Raw genomic sequence first — 16,420 nt, 5'->3', positions numbered from 1 at the left:
CGTACTCCCCATGCCCGAGCTGGTGTTCTTCTCCGGAACCATGGACTGCGGAAAGAGCACCAACTCACTTGGGAATCCGCCATCTCGCGTAGGGGTCGCCGAGCGCCGCTGCCCCACGGTCTGCCCGCCCCGAAAGGTCACCCTCCTCTGATGTCCGAATTGGTATTTTTCTCCGGCACCATGGATTGCGGGAAGAGTACTTTGGCGCTCCAAATCGGACACAACCGATCGGCCCGCGGGCTCCAGGGCGTGATCTTCACCCGTGACGATCGGGCGGGCGAGGGCAAGCTGTCCTCCCGGCTGGGCCTGGTCACGGAGGCGGTCGAGGCGACCGAGGGCATGGACTTGTACGCGTACCTCGTGGACCAGCTCTCCAAGGGCGGCAGGGTCGACTACGTGATCGTGGACGAGGCCCAGTTCCTGGCCCCCGACCAGATCGACCAGCTCGCCCGCATCGTCGACGACCTCGACATGGACGTGTTCGCCTTCGGCATCACGACGGACTTCCGGACGAAGCTCTTCCCGGGTTCGCAGCGGCTGATCGAGCTGGCGGACCGGATCGAGCAGCTCCAGGTCGAGGCCTTGTGCTGGTGCGGCGCCCGCGCCACCCACAACGCCCGAACGATAGACGGTGAGATGGTGGTCGAGGGCGCTCAGGTCGTGGTGGGCGACGTGAACCGCCCGGCGGGGGAGATCGGTTACGAGGTCCTCTGCCGCCGCCACCACCGCAAGCGGATGACCTCGTCGGCGGCCCACGCGGGCGCTCTCTCCCCGGACGTCCTCCCGGTCAACCACGCCTGACCGTCCGCCTCTGTGCGGCGCTGGCGCCTATCGGGCCTGCCGCCCGGCCGCCAGGCTTGAAGCACATCCCTTGGCGCCGCCCGCAGCAGTCTCCGAAAGCGTGCGCCGCGGCCACAGACGCAGTGGCATCCTGCGTTCGTGGACACAGAATTCCCCGAAAGGCTGGGCAACTTACCTCCCGGTGCAAGTCAGGCGGCCCGGGCCGTCTTCCGAAACCTCGGATTCCCCGAATCCTCGAAGGACACGGATGCCCTCCGGGAGGAGGCCACCGTTCCTGTGACCTCCTCGCAGTGGCGGGCTGTACTCGCCGACGCAGAGCTTGCCGGAAGATGGCAGGAGATGCGGGCAACGGCACTGGAGGTGGCCTCCACGGCGTCGACCTCCGGGCGATCCGCCGGCAAGAGGCTTCCAGCGCTTGCACGGCGACTCCGTGCGGCGTCCAACGAGATGGTTGCGATTTGGAACGACGTTTCCTTGTTCGCGCCCCCCAGCAGCGTCACCGAAGAACGCCGCATGGCAAGGGGCATCGCAGTCTCAAGCCGTGGGATGGCCTCTGCGGTGATCGCCTGTCTGGAGCTGGGGTGGGACGCTTCTCACTGGTCGGCGGCGTGGGAGTACGCCGTTGAAACGGATGCCAACGTACGCCGACTCGAGGCCTCGCAGGCCACACCAGTGGATGCGAACGAGGACCTGTACCAGCGAACACTCGGATTCTCATCGGCAGAGATGCAGCAGGGCGAGGGGTTGGCGGGGCGGGCCCGACTCGCAGCGGCCTGGTCACGGGATCCCAACGGGCTCGATCGCAGACTGCGCCAGCAGATGGGGCATCTGATCGGTGGCTCCCAACTCCTTACGGGCAAACTACGACAACATCTCGCTGCACTGGCCGTGTCCGGTCAGCCGTTAACCGCGCACCGTGCCGCGCGCCTGTCACGCGACCTCGTTGCGGACAAGCTGACGGAAGAGCCACAGCTTGCCTATGCAGCGATTTCCCGACACGTCAAACGTGAACCCTTGATGCTGTCCGCATACCGCGGTCAGACATCGGCGTGGGAAGGCTACTTGCGTGCCGCGTCCGATGAGAAGCAGATGCGCCCAGTCGCAGACCTGTACAAGGTCGTCGTCGAAGGCGACGTCAAGTGGACTGCGGCCGTAGTCCTCGACTTGCTGGGCAGAGAGACCCCAGCCGCGCACACCCTTGCGGCTGTACGAGACTCGTTGAATGCCGAGGCACATCCCCTCTGCCTGACGCTGGCCTCGGTGATCAGGCCAGAGTGGCGGAATGCAATCGCTCACGAGGACTACCACTGGGACCCGATGCACTCCACGCCCGTACTGGGCGGCCGACCGGTCAGCCTCGATGAGCTACTCCACACCGCTCGTACCGCCCGCACTGTCTGTCAAGGATTCGAGCACGGTGTCGCTGTGGCATACGCCCAGCACGCCCAAGCCGGTCACCACGATGAGCAAGAACCCAACGAGGTCACAAGAACCCTGGAGATGCTTCAGGCGATCGGTGAAGCCGGCCAGCCGGTGTTGGACGTGCAGCGCCAGGGCAGGTGCATGCGACTGGAGGTGCCGGAACTTTCCATCGAGACGCTGCGAACCTTGTTCCGTGCCCTGCTCAGGGCCTCGCTGGCAGACGAGAGCATCGTTCGTTGGGAGGTTCGACAGAATGCCGATCGGCCGATGCTCTACGTCGATCAGACTGGCGTCCAGGCAGCTCTGCGGCTCGCCGAGGATCTATGGGAGGCGGCCGATCCGCTTCCGTTCGCAGAGCTCCCCTTGCTCGCGAACGCCATGGTCAACTCAGGGGAGACCCATGAGGTGGCTGCTCGGACGGTTCTAGCCATAGCCGCAGCCCATGTAGTCGGGGAGCGCAATCGCTTGGCTGCGGAGCTCGCCTGCGGCCGTCCGGGCGCGAAGCAAGAGCTGCTGTGTACGGTGCAGCGCATCTGTCATGGCGCCGAGGAAGCGTCGCGCCTTCTCGGTGATCCAGCGGGGCGCAAGCTGATCACTTTCGCCAAGGTTCTCGCCAGCGAGTGCCAACGCCTTGAGAGCCCAGCTCCTCGGTCTCTTGTGCACGAGATGGCTCCCGCCGACCGCGCCCTGACGCGGTACGCTCCAGCGCACGTGCCATGGATCAAGCCTTCCGTGGGCGTCTGAGTGGAAAGTGCCTCGGTGTGGCCTCCCATTGCTGCAGCACTGAGGCTTCGCCCGGTCCCTGGCTTCCCCGGCTCCGTGCGCTGCGTCAGCGTTCCATACCTGGCGCATGGGGTGGAAGGCCGGGGCGTACCGTCGCGGGGCATGGCATCCTGGTCCGGTGATCAGGGAACCCGCAGAGGCGCAAATCCGAGAAGACGGCACCGTCGAACTACCCATGGGCATCCTCGCCGAGGCTGGCCTCACCACGGGGGTCAGGGTCCTTGTCTACAGCGACGGTGACGGCAGGATCGTGCTCCGCAGGGAGGCCGACGCAATCGAGGACCTACTGAACGGCCGTCCGCTCTGAAGGGGCTGCGCGTGCTCCCCGGCCGTCTGCTTTGACGAGAGCTTGCTGGACGAGCTCAGCAGCGTCGGCCGGAGGTGTGTGTTCCCACACACGGACCACCTTCCAGCCCGCCTCAGTCAGGAGCCGGTCCGTCTCTTTGTCCCTCCTGATATTGCCCTCGATCTTCCTACTCCAGAAGTCGCGGTTCGTCGCTGGGATCGACCCATGTTCAGGGCAGCCGTGCCAGTAACACCCATCCACGAACACCGCGACCCTGGCCTTGGTGAACACGACGTCCGCCGTTCGCCGCAGATGCGGGAGGGGTTTGGCGGCCACGAGGTAGCGGAGTCCGGCCCTGTGCAGCAGTGACCGTAGTCGCAGCTCCGGCTTGGTGTCCCGGCTCCTGTTGGACCGCATCGAGGCGCGAGTCGCTGGCGAGGACGCCCATGATCCTGCTGTGTCTTCCCCGACAAGGAGCCCTGTCTCCCCCGCAAGCCTCCACGCCTCCCGTAGGTTGGCCGATCGGGTCGGGAGGTCGACCTCCCCTAGGTGTAGTCGCTTTCGCCGCCCTTCCGACGTCCACTGCAGGCTTGCCGACACCCGTCCCGTCCTGCGGGACGGCGTCAGAGTCACATACGCCGCCCCCCTTCGCCCCTCACCCACATCCACGAGGCGGTTGGACGCCCCGCCGGCCGCCCGGTCCTGTTCCCGCGAGCGCTGTGTCCTGGTCAGCCCCGGTCGCGGACGCCACGAGCGAGGAGGTGCCTCACTACTGCGGGTAGGAGTTCCCCCCCTGGGCGTTCCCGTCGCTGCATCGTGCTCGACATTTGTCACACACGGACGGTACGACGTGGAAATCACCAGGTCATGCCTCCGTGAATTGCGGCTTAGAGGGGGCCGGCGCAAAGAGGACATGAGTAGTACCCTTCTCCTGTCCTCTGTCCGTTGTCAGGCGTGACCGGGCCGGCTAGAGTTCGCCTATGACCCTCGCACTACCCGACAGTGACTATCCGGACAAGCTCCTCAGCGGCCTGAGCGCCCCAGGGCTTCCTCTCCGGACCATCGACCTGTTCGCGGGGTGTGGGGGACTCACCCAGGGATTCGCGGACGTCCGGCGCGGGGGACAAGCGGTCTACGAGCACGTCGCCGCAGTCGAGCTCGACCAAGCCGCCGCGGCGACGTATGCGGTGAACTTCGGTGCGGACGTCCACCAGGGGGACATCGCCGACTGGGTCATGAGGGCGGAGGGCATCCCCGAGGCGGACGTCGTTTTGGGTGGGCCGCCGTGTCAGGGGTTTTCCCAGCTCGGAAACCAGGACCCGACCGACGAGCGCAACCAGTTGTGGCGGCACTACCTAACCGTCGTGTCCCGGGCTAACCCCAAGGCCTTCGTCATGGAGAACGTCGAGCCCTTCAGGCGTTCCCCGGAGTTCCAGTTCCTCGTCGACGAGACGCGTCCTGGTGGGATGCTGTCTGAGTACGTCCTTCATCACGAGGTCATCAACGCGGCGGACCATGGTGTACCGCAGCGACGGTTGCGCACGATCCTCGTCGGTGTCCGTAAGGATCTTCGGGTGCGGCAGGGGGCGACTGAACGCGTCGGGGACGTCTCTGAGCTGGAACTGCAGTCTCTTCTGATCCCCCAGCCCTCCCCGGCTCAGCAGAAGACGGTGTGGGAGACGATCTCGGGCCTGGTGCTCCAAAAGACACTCCGGGAGCTGCCTGGACGTTGGGAGGAGGTCAACGGCAAGCGCATCGCCGGACGCTTCACGATGGCCGAACTCCACCTCCGTCGCAACGGGATCACCGACCGGTCCATGGAGCGTTACAGGGCGATCCCCGAAGAGGGGAACCGCTTCAACCTCCCCGACGAGCTTCTCTCACCGTGCTGGAGGAAGCACAAGACCGGATCCGCGGACGTTATGGGGAGACTCTTCCGGGACAAGCCCTCCGTCACCATCCGCACGGAGTTCTTCAAGCCCGAAAAGGGGAGGTACCTGCACCCCTGGCTCCACCGTCCCATCACGCACCTCGAGGCGGCCCTGTTGCAGGGTTTCCCGATGGACTTTGAATGGTGTGGAAGCCGCAACCAGATCGCACGGCAGATCGGTAACGCCGTCCCCGTCGGCCTCGGGCGCGCGATCGCCGAGCACCTGGCACCACTGTTGCTGGCCCAGCGAAGTGGGCCCGCCAGCCAGCCGATTCGCGCACCTCGTTCCCGCGGGGGAAAGCGAAACCTCGCTGCCGTGTAGGCGGCTATATCGGGCCCGCCGCCTTGCTCGACCGGCCAGGCGACGCCCCCATTTCCGGCCATGAACAGACAAGCGCCCCAGATCCCACAGTTCGGTCACGCCCCGCGAGGACGAGCATCGGCGGGATAAAGTGCCATGTGAACCACCACGTACCATGCGTGACCGCATGGAGTGCCCGTAGGTGAGGTGTGGGTCTCCGACGGTCCCCGGGTCCGTCGCCCCTACCCAATCCCCGTCCTGGCCTCCACCCGTGGCCCCGTGCGTACCCATGGAGGCTCAGTTACGGATGGATCGTCGACGCCCGGACGCAAGCGGCGTCCGGCGCCGGGGAAAGGGTGGGGACCTTGAACGAGTTCGACGACCAATATGAGGCGTTCCGCCGTCTCATCAAGACGCACACGCCCGAGCAGGCATTGGCGACGATCAAGCTCTTCGGCATGGAAGAGGAGTTGGCCAGGCGGATCGCCGAACGCCATCAGCGGGAGACCATAGAGGTCCGCGACAAGCGGGAGCCCGGATCCGTCGTCCGGAACAACCGCGAGACCTGGTATGTGGGGCCGCAGGACGATGACCGGTGTTGGCCTGCCCTGCGTGACCTGCTGGGTAAGCAGTCGTGGAGCGACGAGAGCGTCCGTGACCTGGATGCGGCGTCCACCAAGGTCGTCTCCATGCTCGACCACCCTATGGCGGGGGAGTTCTCCACCAGGGGCCTCGTCGTTGGGTACGTGCAGTCGGGCAAGACAACGAACTTCACCGCGCTGATTGCCAAGGCCGCAGACTCGGGATACAAGTTCTTCATCGTCCTTGCGGGGGTTCACAACGGTCTGAGGCGTCAGACCCAACTCCGCCTGGAGCGGCAGCTCGTGGAACCCGTCATTGACCAGTGGCACCCCCTGACGGCACGGGAGGGGGACTTCGAGCCGCCAGCCGGCAACCCGGCCGCGTTCTTCGGTGACAAGAGCCAGCAGCACGTCCTGTGCGTGATCAAGAAGAACGTGCCTCGCCTCAAGAAGCTGAAGGCCTGGCTCGAGAAGGCCCCCGACTACCTCCGCAACTGCCCGACTTTGATCATCGACGACGAGGCCGATCAGGCCAGTGTCGCCTCTAAGAGCACCAACCCCCTGATCAGGGAGATCATCGACCTCTTTCCCCGTGGGGGATACGTCGGCTACACCGCGACGCCGTTCGCCAACCTCCTCATCGACCCCGCGGCTAAGGACCTGTACCCCGAGGACTTCGTCGTGAACCTGCCGAAGCCCCGAGGCCACTTCGGCACGGAGGTGCTGTTCGGGCGAGAAGCTCTGGACGGTGAGGATCCCGAGGACGTGCCGGACGGGTACGACATGATTCGCAGCGTTCCCGACGACGAGGTGTCCCTCGTCCGGCCTGGGCGTGGCGATATCGAGGGTTTCGTCCCCGAGATCGATGGCGCCCTTCGCACCGCGGTGCTCTATTTCTGGCTTGTGACAGCCGCCCGACGGGTTCGACGTCACGGCACCCCCCACTCGACGATGCTCGTCCACACCAGTGTGAGCACCCTGGTCCATGAGAGCTTCAAGGCCCCTCTGGAGGGGCTCCGCTCCCGGATCGCGGGGAAGATCGTGGATGCCGACGCTGCACTCTTCGCCGAACTCAGGGATCTCTGGGATGCGGAGACGGCTCGAGTCCCGGGCACCGAGCCGGACCTGGGAGAGGATCCGGTGCCCTTCGAAGCCCTCCTCCCGAAGCTGGGCGGTGTTGTGGACGACTGCCGCATCATCATGGACAACTCAAAGAGCGTGGAGCGGCTCGACTACGAGACCGGGCCGGTCGTCGCCATCGCGGTGGGCGGTAACACCCTCTCCCGCGGACTCACCCTGGAGGGTCTGGCGGTCAGTTACTTCGTACGAGGGGCCTCGACGTACGACAGCCTGCTTCAAATGGGTCGTTGGTTCGGTTTCCGCGAAGGATATGCCGACCTACCGCGCATCTGGATGACTGACGAGCTGCGGGACTGGTTCCGCCACATCGCCACCGTCGAGTCCGAGATGCGCCGGGACATCGACTTGTACATGGTCGAGGACAAAACGCCCACCTCGTTCGCAGTCCGCCTGCGCAACCACCCGGCGCTCCGCATCACCGCCCCCGCAAAGATGCGAGACGCGGTGAAGGTCGGCGCCTCCTACGGCGGGCAGCGGGTCCAGACCCGCTACTTCCGCTCCCACGATGCAGCGTGGCTCCTGGGTAACCGTGAGGCAGCCCACGCACTCGTAGACAACTCCTTGCGCATTGCGGGAGCCAGGCACGAGGACCGGGGCTCAGAGGGTCGGCACCTGCTGCGGAACGTCCCCTATGACCTGGTCCTGGATTTCCTGGAGCGATACCGCTTCCACGACAAGTCGATGGAGTGCGATGCGAAGCTCTTGCGGACCTACATCGAACGTCGGGTGCGGGCGGCCGGCGGCGGTGCACTGAAGCGGTGGAACGTGGCCGTCATCGGAAATCCGCTGAGCGGCGACACAGACCGCCGCTACGAGTTCGCCCCCGGTATCGCCGTAGACCGTGTCGTGCGTGCCAAGCTGCAGACGAGCGGACATGACGCCGCGGACATCAAGACCCTCATGAGCCGTCGCGACGCCGGTGTGGACCTTGACCTCACTGGCCTCTCCGAAGTTACGGAGGCGGCGCTCAAGGTTGCCCGCCGTACCCAGTCCCCGGATACGGCCCTGCTCACCCTCTACCCGATCGACGCCCTGTCGCCATCGCCCGCCAACCGAGCCCTCCGCTCCCCGCTCGACGCCGTCGATCACGTCATCGGCGTCGGATTGGTGTTCCCCATGCCGCGCGGTGAGGACAGCAAGGTCGAGTGGTACAGCGCGGACCTGTCCTCCGTGGAGGATGATGAAGAGGAGGACTTCAGTCTCCTCTTCGACGAGGACGACCGGTGAGCGGCACGGACCTGCGGGTCGTCCTGGATCACCACTGGGCCGAACTTGCTTCAGCCCCAGTACGTGCCGAGGTCGCGCTCAGGGTCTCGGAGCTGCCGGTAGTCACCGACTACGGGGCGATCTCCGCGGCCATGGACGTCGACGGGCTGCGACATCTGTTGATCCCCCTCCGAGGGCGCCAGAACATTCCTACGGGCCGCATCGGCGGAGCTCTGCGCGTTTCCGAACGGGCGCTCCAGGACGACAGCGCCTACGGGCGATTCGCCGACGTCGTTTGCACCAGACGCGACCTCGACGACGTCTTCACCGGCCTCTGCGGCGACGTACTTGTGGCCCTCGAGGCGGACGGTCAGCGCCCCTACCGCACCACCCTTGCCGTGGTGAACCGGTGGCGACAACTCTTCAGCGGGGGCCTCCGAGGACTGACTGTCGCGGAGGAAGTGGGCCTGGCCGGTGAACTACTCGTGCTGCTGCGCCTACTCCGAGACGATTCCGCCGCCATACGCCACTGGGTCGGCCCCGAAGGGGCGCGCCACGACTTCACCGATGGAATCCGCGCCGTCGAGGTGAAGAGCACTCTTGCCGTGTCTGGGCGGCGTACCTTCGAGGCCCACGGACTCGACCAGCTCGAACCCCCTCAGGGCGGTCGGCTGTTCCTGGCATGGCAACGTTTCGAACGGCGACCCGACGGGCGCACTGTGCGGGAACTAGTTGCCGAGGCCGGGCAACTTTGTGACGATAAGTCAGAGCTCGTGGACCGACTCTCCCGACTCGGATACTCCTTGTCACAGACCGATCAGAGCGCCGAATCCCGGCTGGCCCCTGTCGAGTCACGCTGGTACGTGGTCGACGAAGACTTCCCCCGACTGACCGGGGTAACCCTCGACGGCGCAATCCCGGACGGCGTTTACGACGTGCGCTACACAGTGGACCTCGCCGGCGTCCGATCCGCCCCGCTGGACGAAGAGGCCGTCGACACCCTCATCTCCGAGATGGGGGGCTACTCGTGAGCGCGTACGGCGCCCGATGGCTCTCCGAACCCTACGGGCCGGGCGGTGGAGGAGCGGCCGAAGGGGCGCTCAGGAACCTCGACGCCACGGAACTCGATCCCTTGACGCTGCTCGTTCGGGAGTCGGTCCAGAACAGTTGGGACGCACGTACTGGCGACGGGCCCGTCGACTATCGAGTCGAGCTCCGAACACTCGGGCCGAGTGAGGCTCCGGTGTGGCGGGACATGCTGTCGGAGGGCGTACCGCGGGCCGATCATCTGAGGCTCCGTTCCTCTCTGGCCCGTTCGGTCCTGCGCATCCTCACGGTGACGGACACGGGAACCCGGGGGTTGGGGGGACCGACCCGGGCCGATGTTGCGAAACCCGGAGAGTCCGACTTCGTATCTTTCGTCCGTAAGATCGGCAGTTCGAGTGACGCGAACGGCAGGGGTGGCACGTACGGATTCGGCAAGGCCGTCTTCCACCTCATCTCCGCCGCTCACACCGTCCTCGTCCACACTCGCTGCTGGGTCGGCGACCGGCTGGAGACCCGCCTCATCGGATGGGCGGTGCACGAGAGCTACACCACCGACGTGTCCGGCACGGCCAAGACCTACACGGGTCGCCATTACTGGGGGAAGCCCACTGGCGGATATGTAGAGCCCCTCGTGGGCGACGAGGCCGACGAGGTTGCCCGCCGGTTGGGTCTGCGACCCTTCCCTGAGGGAGGTACGGGCACCACGGTTGCCGTTGTCGACCCCGTGCTCGGCGAACGCGGGGACGATGAGGCGATGCGCTGGATCTCCGAGGCGATGCTCTGGAACCTCTGGCCCAAGATGCTGCCGGAGGGTGGGGACGCGCCAATGCGCTTCAGCATCCTCCACGAAGGCCGCACCGTTCCGGTGCCCCGGCCCTCGGAGACCCCCCACCTACGCCCATTCGTCTGGGCGTTCGACGATATGAGTCATGTCGTGGAGCACAAGTCGATGCGACGTAACCTCGGGCGACTCGGAATGCGGAAATTCCTCGCCCCCGTCGGACCGATCTCCACTGCCGCGCGAGAGGTCGGCCTGGGTGACCGCTTGCACCACACGTGCCTGATGCGTCCCGTGGACCTCGTAGTGAAGTACCTGGAGGGTCCTCCCTTCTACGAGGAGCACGGAGGGTACGCGGCGGTATTCCGCGCAGATCAGGATATGGACCGCGTGTTCGCGGCGACGGAGCCGGCCACCCACGACGACTGGCTGGTGGACAAGCTCCAGGACGTTGAAGAGCACCGACTTGCCAAACACGCTCTGCGGAAGATCGCGGACGCGATGAAGGAAGCGTCCGGCCCCGCTTCGGTCGTCAACGAGGCTGGCGAGGGTGTCTCCCTGGCGGGGATGAGTCAGTTGCTCGCCGGTCTCATGGTCGGCACCGCAGGGGAGGGTGCGGCGGCGGTCTTCCCCACCAACGGAGGGGCCTCCGGTGGTGGGGGTCGTGCCGGTGGCGCAGGCGGGGCCGGCGCGGCCACGGCTGGGCAGCCCGGACGCCCCCGTGGCAGGCAGCGAGTCGTCTACCTGGGGGACCCGGTACACGACGTGCTCGACGGACAGGCCGTGATCGTCCAGCGGTTCACCCTGCCGGACCTCGGTGCGCATGTCGTCCACGGGAGGCCGGCCGTCGCCCTCGGTGAAGGACAGGGAAGTGAGGCAGAGCCTCCATTGGGTGCTTCGACTCCCACGGTGTTGGGATGGCGTTCTCAGTCGGGAGTGATCACCGAAGGCCGCACTCTCTCCACGGAGGGTGGTGACGGGGCTGTCTGGTCGCTCGTCGTCAGACCGGCACCCGATACGGTCACCGAGCTCGTAGTCGTGGCTGATCAGGGGCAGGTGAGTATATGAGCCGCCGCGCCTACCCCTATCGCATGGCCGCCCCGGAGAGCGTGTCGATGAGCGGCTGGTCGCTCAAGTCCGAGGACGGCGGAGCGGTGCCACTGCCGTCCTCCATCCCGGACTGGGATTTCCAGAGAGACCTCGCCCTCGAGACCGTCCTCGGTGTCGACTTGGACGAGGTCCGGATGTCGGCTGCCCTCCCCTCGGAGTCCGAACTCGCCCTCACCGTCGTATGGAGCGCTTCCGGAAGCGGTATCCGAAGGCTTGCCGACCAGGTTCCGGTGTATGGCACTGGCAGCAGGTCCGTTCAGCTGGCCTTCATGGTGGCCGGGCGCAATAGCGGCGGGGTGCTCACCGTCGAGACTCAACTCGTACTGGCGAAAGGCATAGAGAACCCCGATCCGACCGGCCCCCGACGCGCGGGCTCCATTCTGTGGCGTCACGAAGTTCGGGTACGGCTGCAAGGGGACGCCTCGCAGTTCCCGATGGCGGTAGTCGACTTCAAGGAGGCGGGCTATCCGGAAGACGCCCCTTGGTACCTGGACATCAGCCCCAACCTGGAGGCAGCGACGATGGGCGCCGTCGTCCTGCTTGTGAACAGCAATGCTCCCACGGCGTTGAACGCGCTGCGTAGAGCAGACAAAGCGTCGTACGCGGAGCGCCTCATTCAGTCGGCCCTGCGACAGGACGTTGTGCGCCTGATGGTCGAGCACGCCCTCTCGGATGATGAGCTGACGGACGACTCGGTGTTCGAACCCGACACTCTTGGGCACATGCTCCTCGGCCTAATCCGCACCTATCTGCCGGGCACGACCTTGGCCTCGCTGCGCACACTGCGCCGCAGCGACCCGGCGCTCCTGTCCGCTCGGGTCCAGCACGCCGTCGGCCTCTTCAAGAAGGAGTCCTAGTGGCGTACCTGTACCCGCGCCTACTCCCGAAGGCTGCAGTATCGCTACGGGAGGAGTGTCTCGAAAGGACCGTGGAGGAATTGCGCGGACGGGCAGACGTCTCCCATGCCGCCGTGTTCTACGCCGCTACGGGAGGCATGAGACTCCCACAACAGAGGTTGAGGGCGCTTCGACAGTCCGTGGTCGGGTGCGCCATCGACCGAGGCTATCCGGCGCCCCCGGCGAGACGCCAGGCTGCGGCCTTTGACATCGCTAGTGCGGAGATACTCCATCGCGAGTCGGGGATCATCCCCGCCGAGGCCGTTGCGGGCGACATGTGGGCGTTCCTGTCGTTGGTCGTGATGCCCGATGTGGCAGCGTGGCGCTTCCCTGACCTTCACCGCGACCGGGTCCTTGGAACCGACGTCACCCGGCACGTGTTCGGACGCCTGTGGTGGCGGGCGCACCTCCTCCACGACGAGGGCGCGGACCGAGAGGACCTCTACGCCGCGTTGTCCGTCCTCGGCGAGGCCGCCTTCGACCAGATCTACGCCCGACGCACGTCGATCGGCGGAAGCCCACACCTGGTCAGGGCGATCGTCAGGACGTGGGAGGTAGTAGACATCGCTCACGGTGGGGTCGGGGAACGCGACCTGCTTCGCGACTTCCTTAAGCGGGTGCGCAGGCTCAACGCCTTCATGTCCTTCGACTCGCTGCCCGAGGAGGTGCTGGACGGGGAACTCAGTGCTCTCGTAGGGGAGTCCCTGCGTGCCATGGCGGGGGACAACACCTAGGAGAGACCGCTTTCTTGGCTGATGTGGCCAGTATCCGGCATGGGCAGACCGCGCGGATGAGTCGATGACGGGCTGGACGACGCGCGCGGCAGCCCCTTCCGCACCTACCAGCAGCGCGCCGCCGGGCAGCCCGTCGCTCTCCTGCAAAGTTCTCCGCTGTCCGCGCAGTTCGCCGAACCTGGTGCTGTTCAGGGCCTTGGCGTCGAGGTGGCTCCTGGGGCGGGAGGGGATGGAGTCGTGGTCGGAAGCTGCGGACGGCGCCGGCAGCCCGCTCGCTTCTGTCCAGTGGATTCTCACTTCGAGGGCGATTGTCAGACCCACCTGGCAATGTGACGTGTGACTGGTTGTCCGTCAGGAAGTGGAGTGCGCAGATGGATGTGAAGCAGGCGCTCGGTGAGTGGCTCACCCCCGATCAGCTCCCGGCTGCGATCGCTGCGGACGCCGAGATTCTCGCGCTCGCCGGCGCTGGGTCGGGTAAGTCGCGGACGCTTGCTGCTCGAGTGGCGTTCCTGGTGGCCTCTGGCGCCGCTCCGGAGTCGGTGGTGGCCTTCACCTTCTCGGACAAGGCAGCGGAGACGATCAAGAATCGCGTGGCAACCGCGCTCAAGGTGTGCGGCATGGACCCGCTCCTCGTGGGCGGGATGTACATCGGAACGATCCATGCCTGGTGTCGTCGTGTACTCGGTGACATGGATGCGAAGTACCGACAGTTCGACGTGCTGGACGCGATGCAGTTCCAGGTCTATCTGATCTCTCGCTACCCGAAGCTCAACATCAATCCCCTGCGAGACCAGCGCCTCACCAACGCAGGCAACCGGCGCGGATACTTCGAGACGCTCATGCAGGTCAGCCGCGCCTGGCAGATGATGAACGACGAGCTGCTCGATCCGGCGCAGATCGCAGCTGAGGACGGTGCCTTGGGTGAGACCCTGGACCGGCTGCGAGGTCAGATGGAGCATGACAACTTCATCGACTTCTCGCTCATGCAGCGGCTTGTGGTTGAGGCGCTCGAAGGCGATGACCCTGGAGTGGGCCAGGCACTCGGGCCTCTGCGGCATGTGCTGGTGGACGAGTACCAGGACGTGAACGTCGTCCAAGAACGACTGATCGAACTCATGCATCGGGACTCCGAGACTCTGTTCGTCGTGGGTGACGACGACCAGGCGATCTACGGGTGGCGGGGCGCGGACATCACTAACATCCTGGAGTTCGACCAGCGGTATCCGAACGCGGCGGTGTACAAGCTGCTGACCAACTTCCGCTCCACGTCGGCCATCGTCGAGGCTGCTGGTGGATTCGCTGCCCAGGAGCTGGGGGCAACGCGGTTGCCGAAGCAGCTGACCGCAGCAGTGGACCGTGACCCCCGGGAGATCGCCGTGCTGCGATTTTCCAATCGTGTCGAGGAAGCGGCCTTCGTCGGCGACCGGATCAAGGAGCTGCTCGGTACCGCCTACGAGGAACCGGATGGCACCGTACGAGGGCTGACCCCCGCCGACTTCGCGATCCTGATGCGCTCGACGAACCAGCCCGAGGGTGACGGTACCAAGCGGCACACGGCGTTCATCCGGGCCCTTGACGCACGGGGTATCGAGTACGCGCTCAATGCCGGAGGTCAGCTCTTCGACCGGGTTCAGCCGGCAGCGGTTCGGAGTTCCTTCGAGTTGTTGCGCGATGGGTCCCCCGACCGCACCCAGGCGGACGGTCTGTTCCACTCCGAGCTCTCTGCAGCGTTCCCGTGTGCCGATCTCAACAGCCTCCGGAAGGTCTTCGCTGACTGGGGCCGTCGCATCCACGCCCCTGTGGGGCCCGGCATCCCCCGACAGAGGCTCTTTCCGCAGCAGCTGCTGCATGACCTGTTGGAGGCCCTCGGTGTCGCCTCTAGCGGGTTTGGCGACGGTGTCATGGCGGACCTGGGGACCTTCAGCAAGATCCTCACGGACTTCGAGTCGGTCTACGTATCGATCGACGGCAAGGGCCGGTTCGGTGAGCTCCTCAACTTCCTGCAGAACGTCGCCGGCGATGGGTACGAGACCGACAACCAGATGATGGCACGCCCGGATGCCGTAACCGTCTCCACCATCCACAAGGCCAAGGGCCTCGAGTTCCCCGTTGTGTTCGTTGTGGACGTCGAGGCTGGTCGCTTCCCGGGGAAGCGCCGATCCTACGACGGCTGGATCCCTGCCGCCCTTGTGCAGCGGGCGATCACCAACGGTAGCTACCAAACGGACAGGCCGGATCAGGCGCGCCTGTTCTACACCGCGGTCACTCGCGCCGAACGCTTTCTCTACGTCACCGGCTCCGAATGGCTGCCCGGCGGCAGGCGCCCGGCGAAGGTCTCCCCGTACACGGCTCTGCTGTCGCACACGGAGATCCGTGACGATCTCCTTGATCCGTCCGCGCCGCCCCGCGTGATGCCCCCGCCGGCGATTCCGCGCAGGCGCGGAGACGAGTCGGTGCTGCCGACCACCTACTCCGAGATCCACACCTACATGCGATGCCCGCACGCCTACAAGCTCAGCGTGGTGCACGGTTTCGCACCACCCGTTCCAGAGCTCTTCGGCTTCGGGCGTGCGGTCCATGCCGCGGTGGGGAAGCTGCACCAGCTCTACAAGGACCAGGCGCCCAGCCCTGTTGAGGCGAGGCTCGTGGCCGAGGAGATGTTCCACCTCAAGCACGTCGCCCCAAGCTCCGACCCGGTCAACCGCCCCGGCGCGTACGAGCGGGCTCAGCAGAAGTCGGCGGACATCGTGTCCGACTACGCGGACAAGTACGCCAAGGACTTCGAGCGTAAGCGCCAGATTGAGCTTCCCTTCGAGGTCCCCGTGAATCGTGCGGTGATCTCTGGGGCCATCGACCTGCTGCTGAGCCTCGATGACTCGGACAAGATCCGTGAGGCCTCAGTGGTCGACTTCAAGACCATGAAGGGTGGCCCCGAACCGGTTAACAACCCCGATCTGAACTGGGAGGACCTCTCCCTGCAGGTGCAGCTCTACGCTCGTGGTGCGGATCTGGTCCACGGGTTGAACGCGCGGACTGGTGCAGTGCACCTCCTCAAGGACGGTCAGCGAGTGTCGGTCCCGGTCGACGGCGTGGCGGTGGACGCAGCGGTCGCCAACGTGGAATGGGCGGTCGATCGGATCATGGAGGGGGACTTCCCTCAGCGTGCTTCAGGGAGGAAGTGTGGGGCTTGCGACTTCGCCCAGCTCTGCCCGCAGAGGGTGGACCCGTTCGCTGCGCAGGATGAGCCGCCCGCCCTGCACCTTCCGGATGGGGACGGCGGCAAGAGGTTCCTCAAGGTCGCTGCCATCTCGCAGGTCGGGCCACAGCACTAGAGGGACCGTGCAGCGCCCATGGGGGCGTTGATTTCGATCGGTGAGTGCCTGCGTTCCGTCTGTTCGTGAACGC

General features: G+C 65.8%; 11 protein-coding genes. 10 read left to right on the top strand and 1 reads right to left on the bottom strand.

Going from position 1 to position 16,420, the window contains the following annotated elements; all coding sequences use genetic code 11:
* The first annotated feature begins 150 nt into the window (after positions 1 to 150).
* From ACFWU6_RS08650 to ACFWU6_RS08640, 3 genes are all read left to right on the top strand, one after another.
* On the top strand, positions 151 to 801 hold the full coding sequence (locus tag ACFWU6_RS08650) for a thymidine kinase (protein ID WP_112448516.1): 651 nt from the start codon (positions 151 to 153) through the stop codon (positions 799 to 801).
* 138 nt (positions 802 to 939) lie between these two features.
* Entirely contained in the window at positions 940 to 2,967 is a 2,028-nt protein-coding gene (locus ACFWU6_RS08645; RefSeq protein ID WP_383979529.1) for a hypothetical protein, read from the top strand.
* Positions 2,968 to 3,124: 157 nt separating this feature from the next.
* On the top strand, positions 3,125 to 3,313 hold the full coding sequence (locus tag ACFWU6_RS08640) for a hypothetical protein (protein ID WP_112448514.1): 189 nt from the start codon (positions 3,125 to 3,127) through the stop codon (positions 3,311 to 3,313).
* On the opposite strand, the gene ACFWU6_RS08635 is transcribed toward ACFWU6_RS08640, so the two are convergent.
* Positions 3,290 to 3,709, bottom strand: coding sequence for a very short patch repair endonuclease (locus tag ACFWU6_RS08635; RefSeq protein ID WP_383979526.1), 420 nt, complete (start codon positions 3,707 to 3,709; stop codon positions 3,290 to 3,292). The genes ACFWU6_RS08640 and ACFWU6_RS08635 overlap by 24 nt on opposite strands.
* 563 nt (positions 3,710 to 4,272) lie before the next feature.
* Between ACFWU6_RS08635 and ACFWU6_RS08630 the strand changes: the two genes are divergently transcribed.
* From ACFWU6_RS08630 to ACFWU6_RS08600, 7 genes are all read left to right on the top strand, one after another.
* The gene (locus ACFWU6_RS08630; RefSeq protein ID WP_383979523.1) at positions 4,273 to 5,544 is read left to right on the top strand and encodes a DNA cytosine methyltransferase; all 1,272 of its coding nucleotides are present in this window, start codon (positions 4,273 to 4,275) and stop codon (positions 5,542 to 5,544) included.
* A gap of 344 nt (positions 5,545 to 5,888) precedes the next feature.
* Entirely contained in the window at positions 5,889 to 8,471 is a 2,583-nt protein-coding gene (locus ACFWU6_RS08625; RefSeq protein WP_383979520.1) for a Z1 domain-containing protein, read from the top strand.
* Positions 8,468 to 9,481 (top strand): PD-(D/E)XK motif protein, encoded by a 1,014-nt coding sequence (locus ACFWU6_RS08620; RefSeq protein WP_383979517.1) that lies wholly within the window; start codon positions 8,468 to 8,470, stop codon positions 9,479 to 9,481. The genes ACFWU6_RS08625 and ACFWU6_RS08620 overlap by 4 nt, the downstream gene beginning before the upstream one ends.
* On the top strand, positions 9,478 to 11,343 hold the full coding sequence (locus tag ACFWU6_RS08615; RefSeq protein ID WP_383979514.1) for a hypothetical protein: 1,866 nt from the start codon (positions 9,478 to 9,480) through the stop codon (positions 11,341 to 11,343). Before ACFWU6_RS08620 ends, ACFWU6_RS08615 begins: the two co-directional genes overlap by 4 nt.
* On the top strand, positions 11,340 to 12,242 hold the full coding sequence (locus ACFWU6_RS08610) for a hypothetical protein (protein ID WP_383979511.1): 903 nt from the start codon (positions 11,340 to 11,342) through the stop codon (positions 12,240 to 12,242). The genes ACFWU6_RS08615 and ACFWU6_RS08610 overlap by 4 nt, the downstream gene beginning before the upstream one ends.
* Positions 12,242 to 13,015 carry a DUF6339 family protein gene (locus ACFWU6_RS08605; protein ID WP_383979509.1) on the top strand — a complete coding sequence of 258 codons (774 nt, stop codon included), beginning with the start codon at positions 12,242 to 12,244 and terminating at the stop codon, positions 13,013 to 13,015. The genes ACFWU6_RS08610 and ACFWU6_RS08605 overlap by 1 nt, the downstream gene beginning before the upstream one ends.
* Before the next feature lie 371 nt (positions 13,016 to 13,386).
* On the top strand, positions 13,387 to 16,347 hold the full coding sequence (locus tag ACFWU6_RS08600) for an ATP-dependent helicase (RefSeq protein ID WP_383979506.1): 2,961 nt from the start codon (positions 13,387 to 13,389) through the stop codon (positions 16,345 to 16,347).
* Positions 16,348 to 16,420 lie beyond the last annotated feature (73 nt).

This window comes from Streptomyces sp. NPDC058674, assembly GCF_042716505.1.
GTDB lineage: Bacteria > Actinomycetota > Actinomycetes > Streptomycetales > Streptomycetaceae > Streptomyces.
Note: the sequence above shows the minus strand (reverse complement) of the source record. Positions and strands in the feature narration are given on the sequence as shown.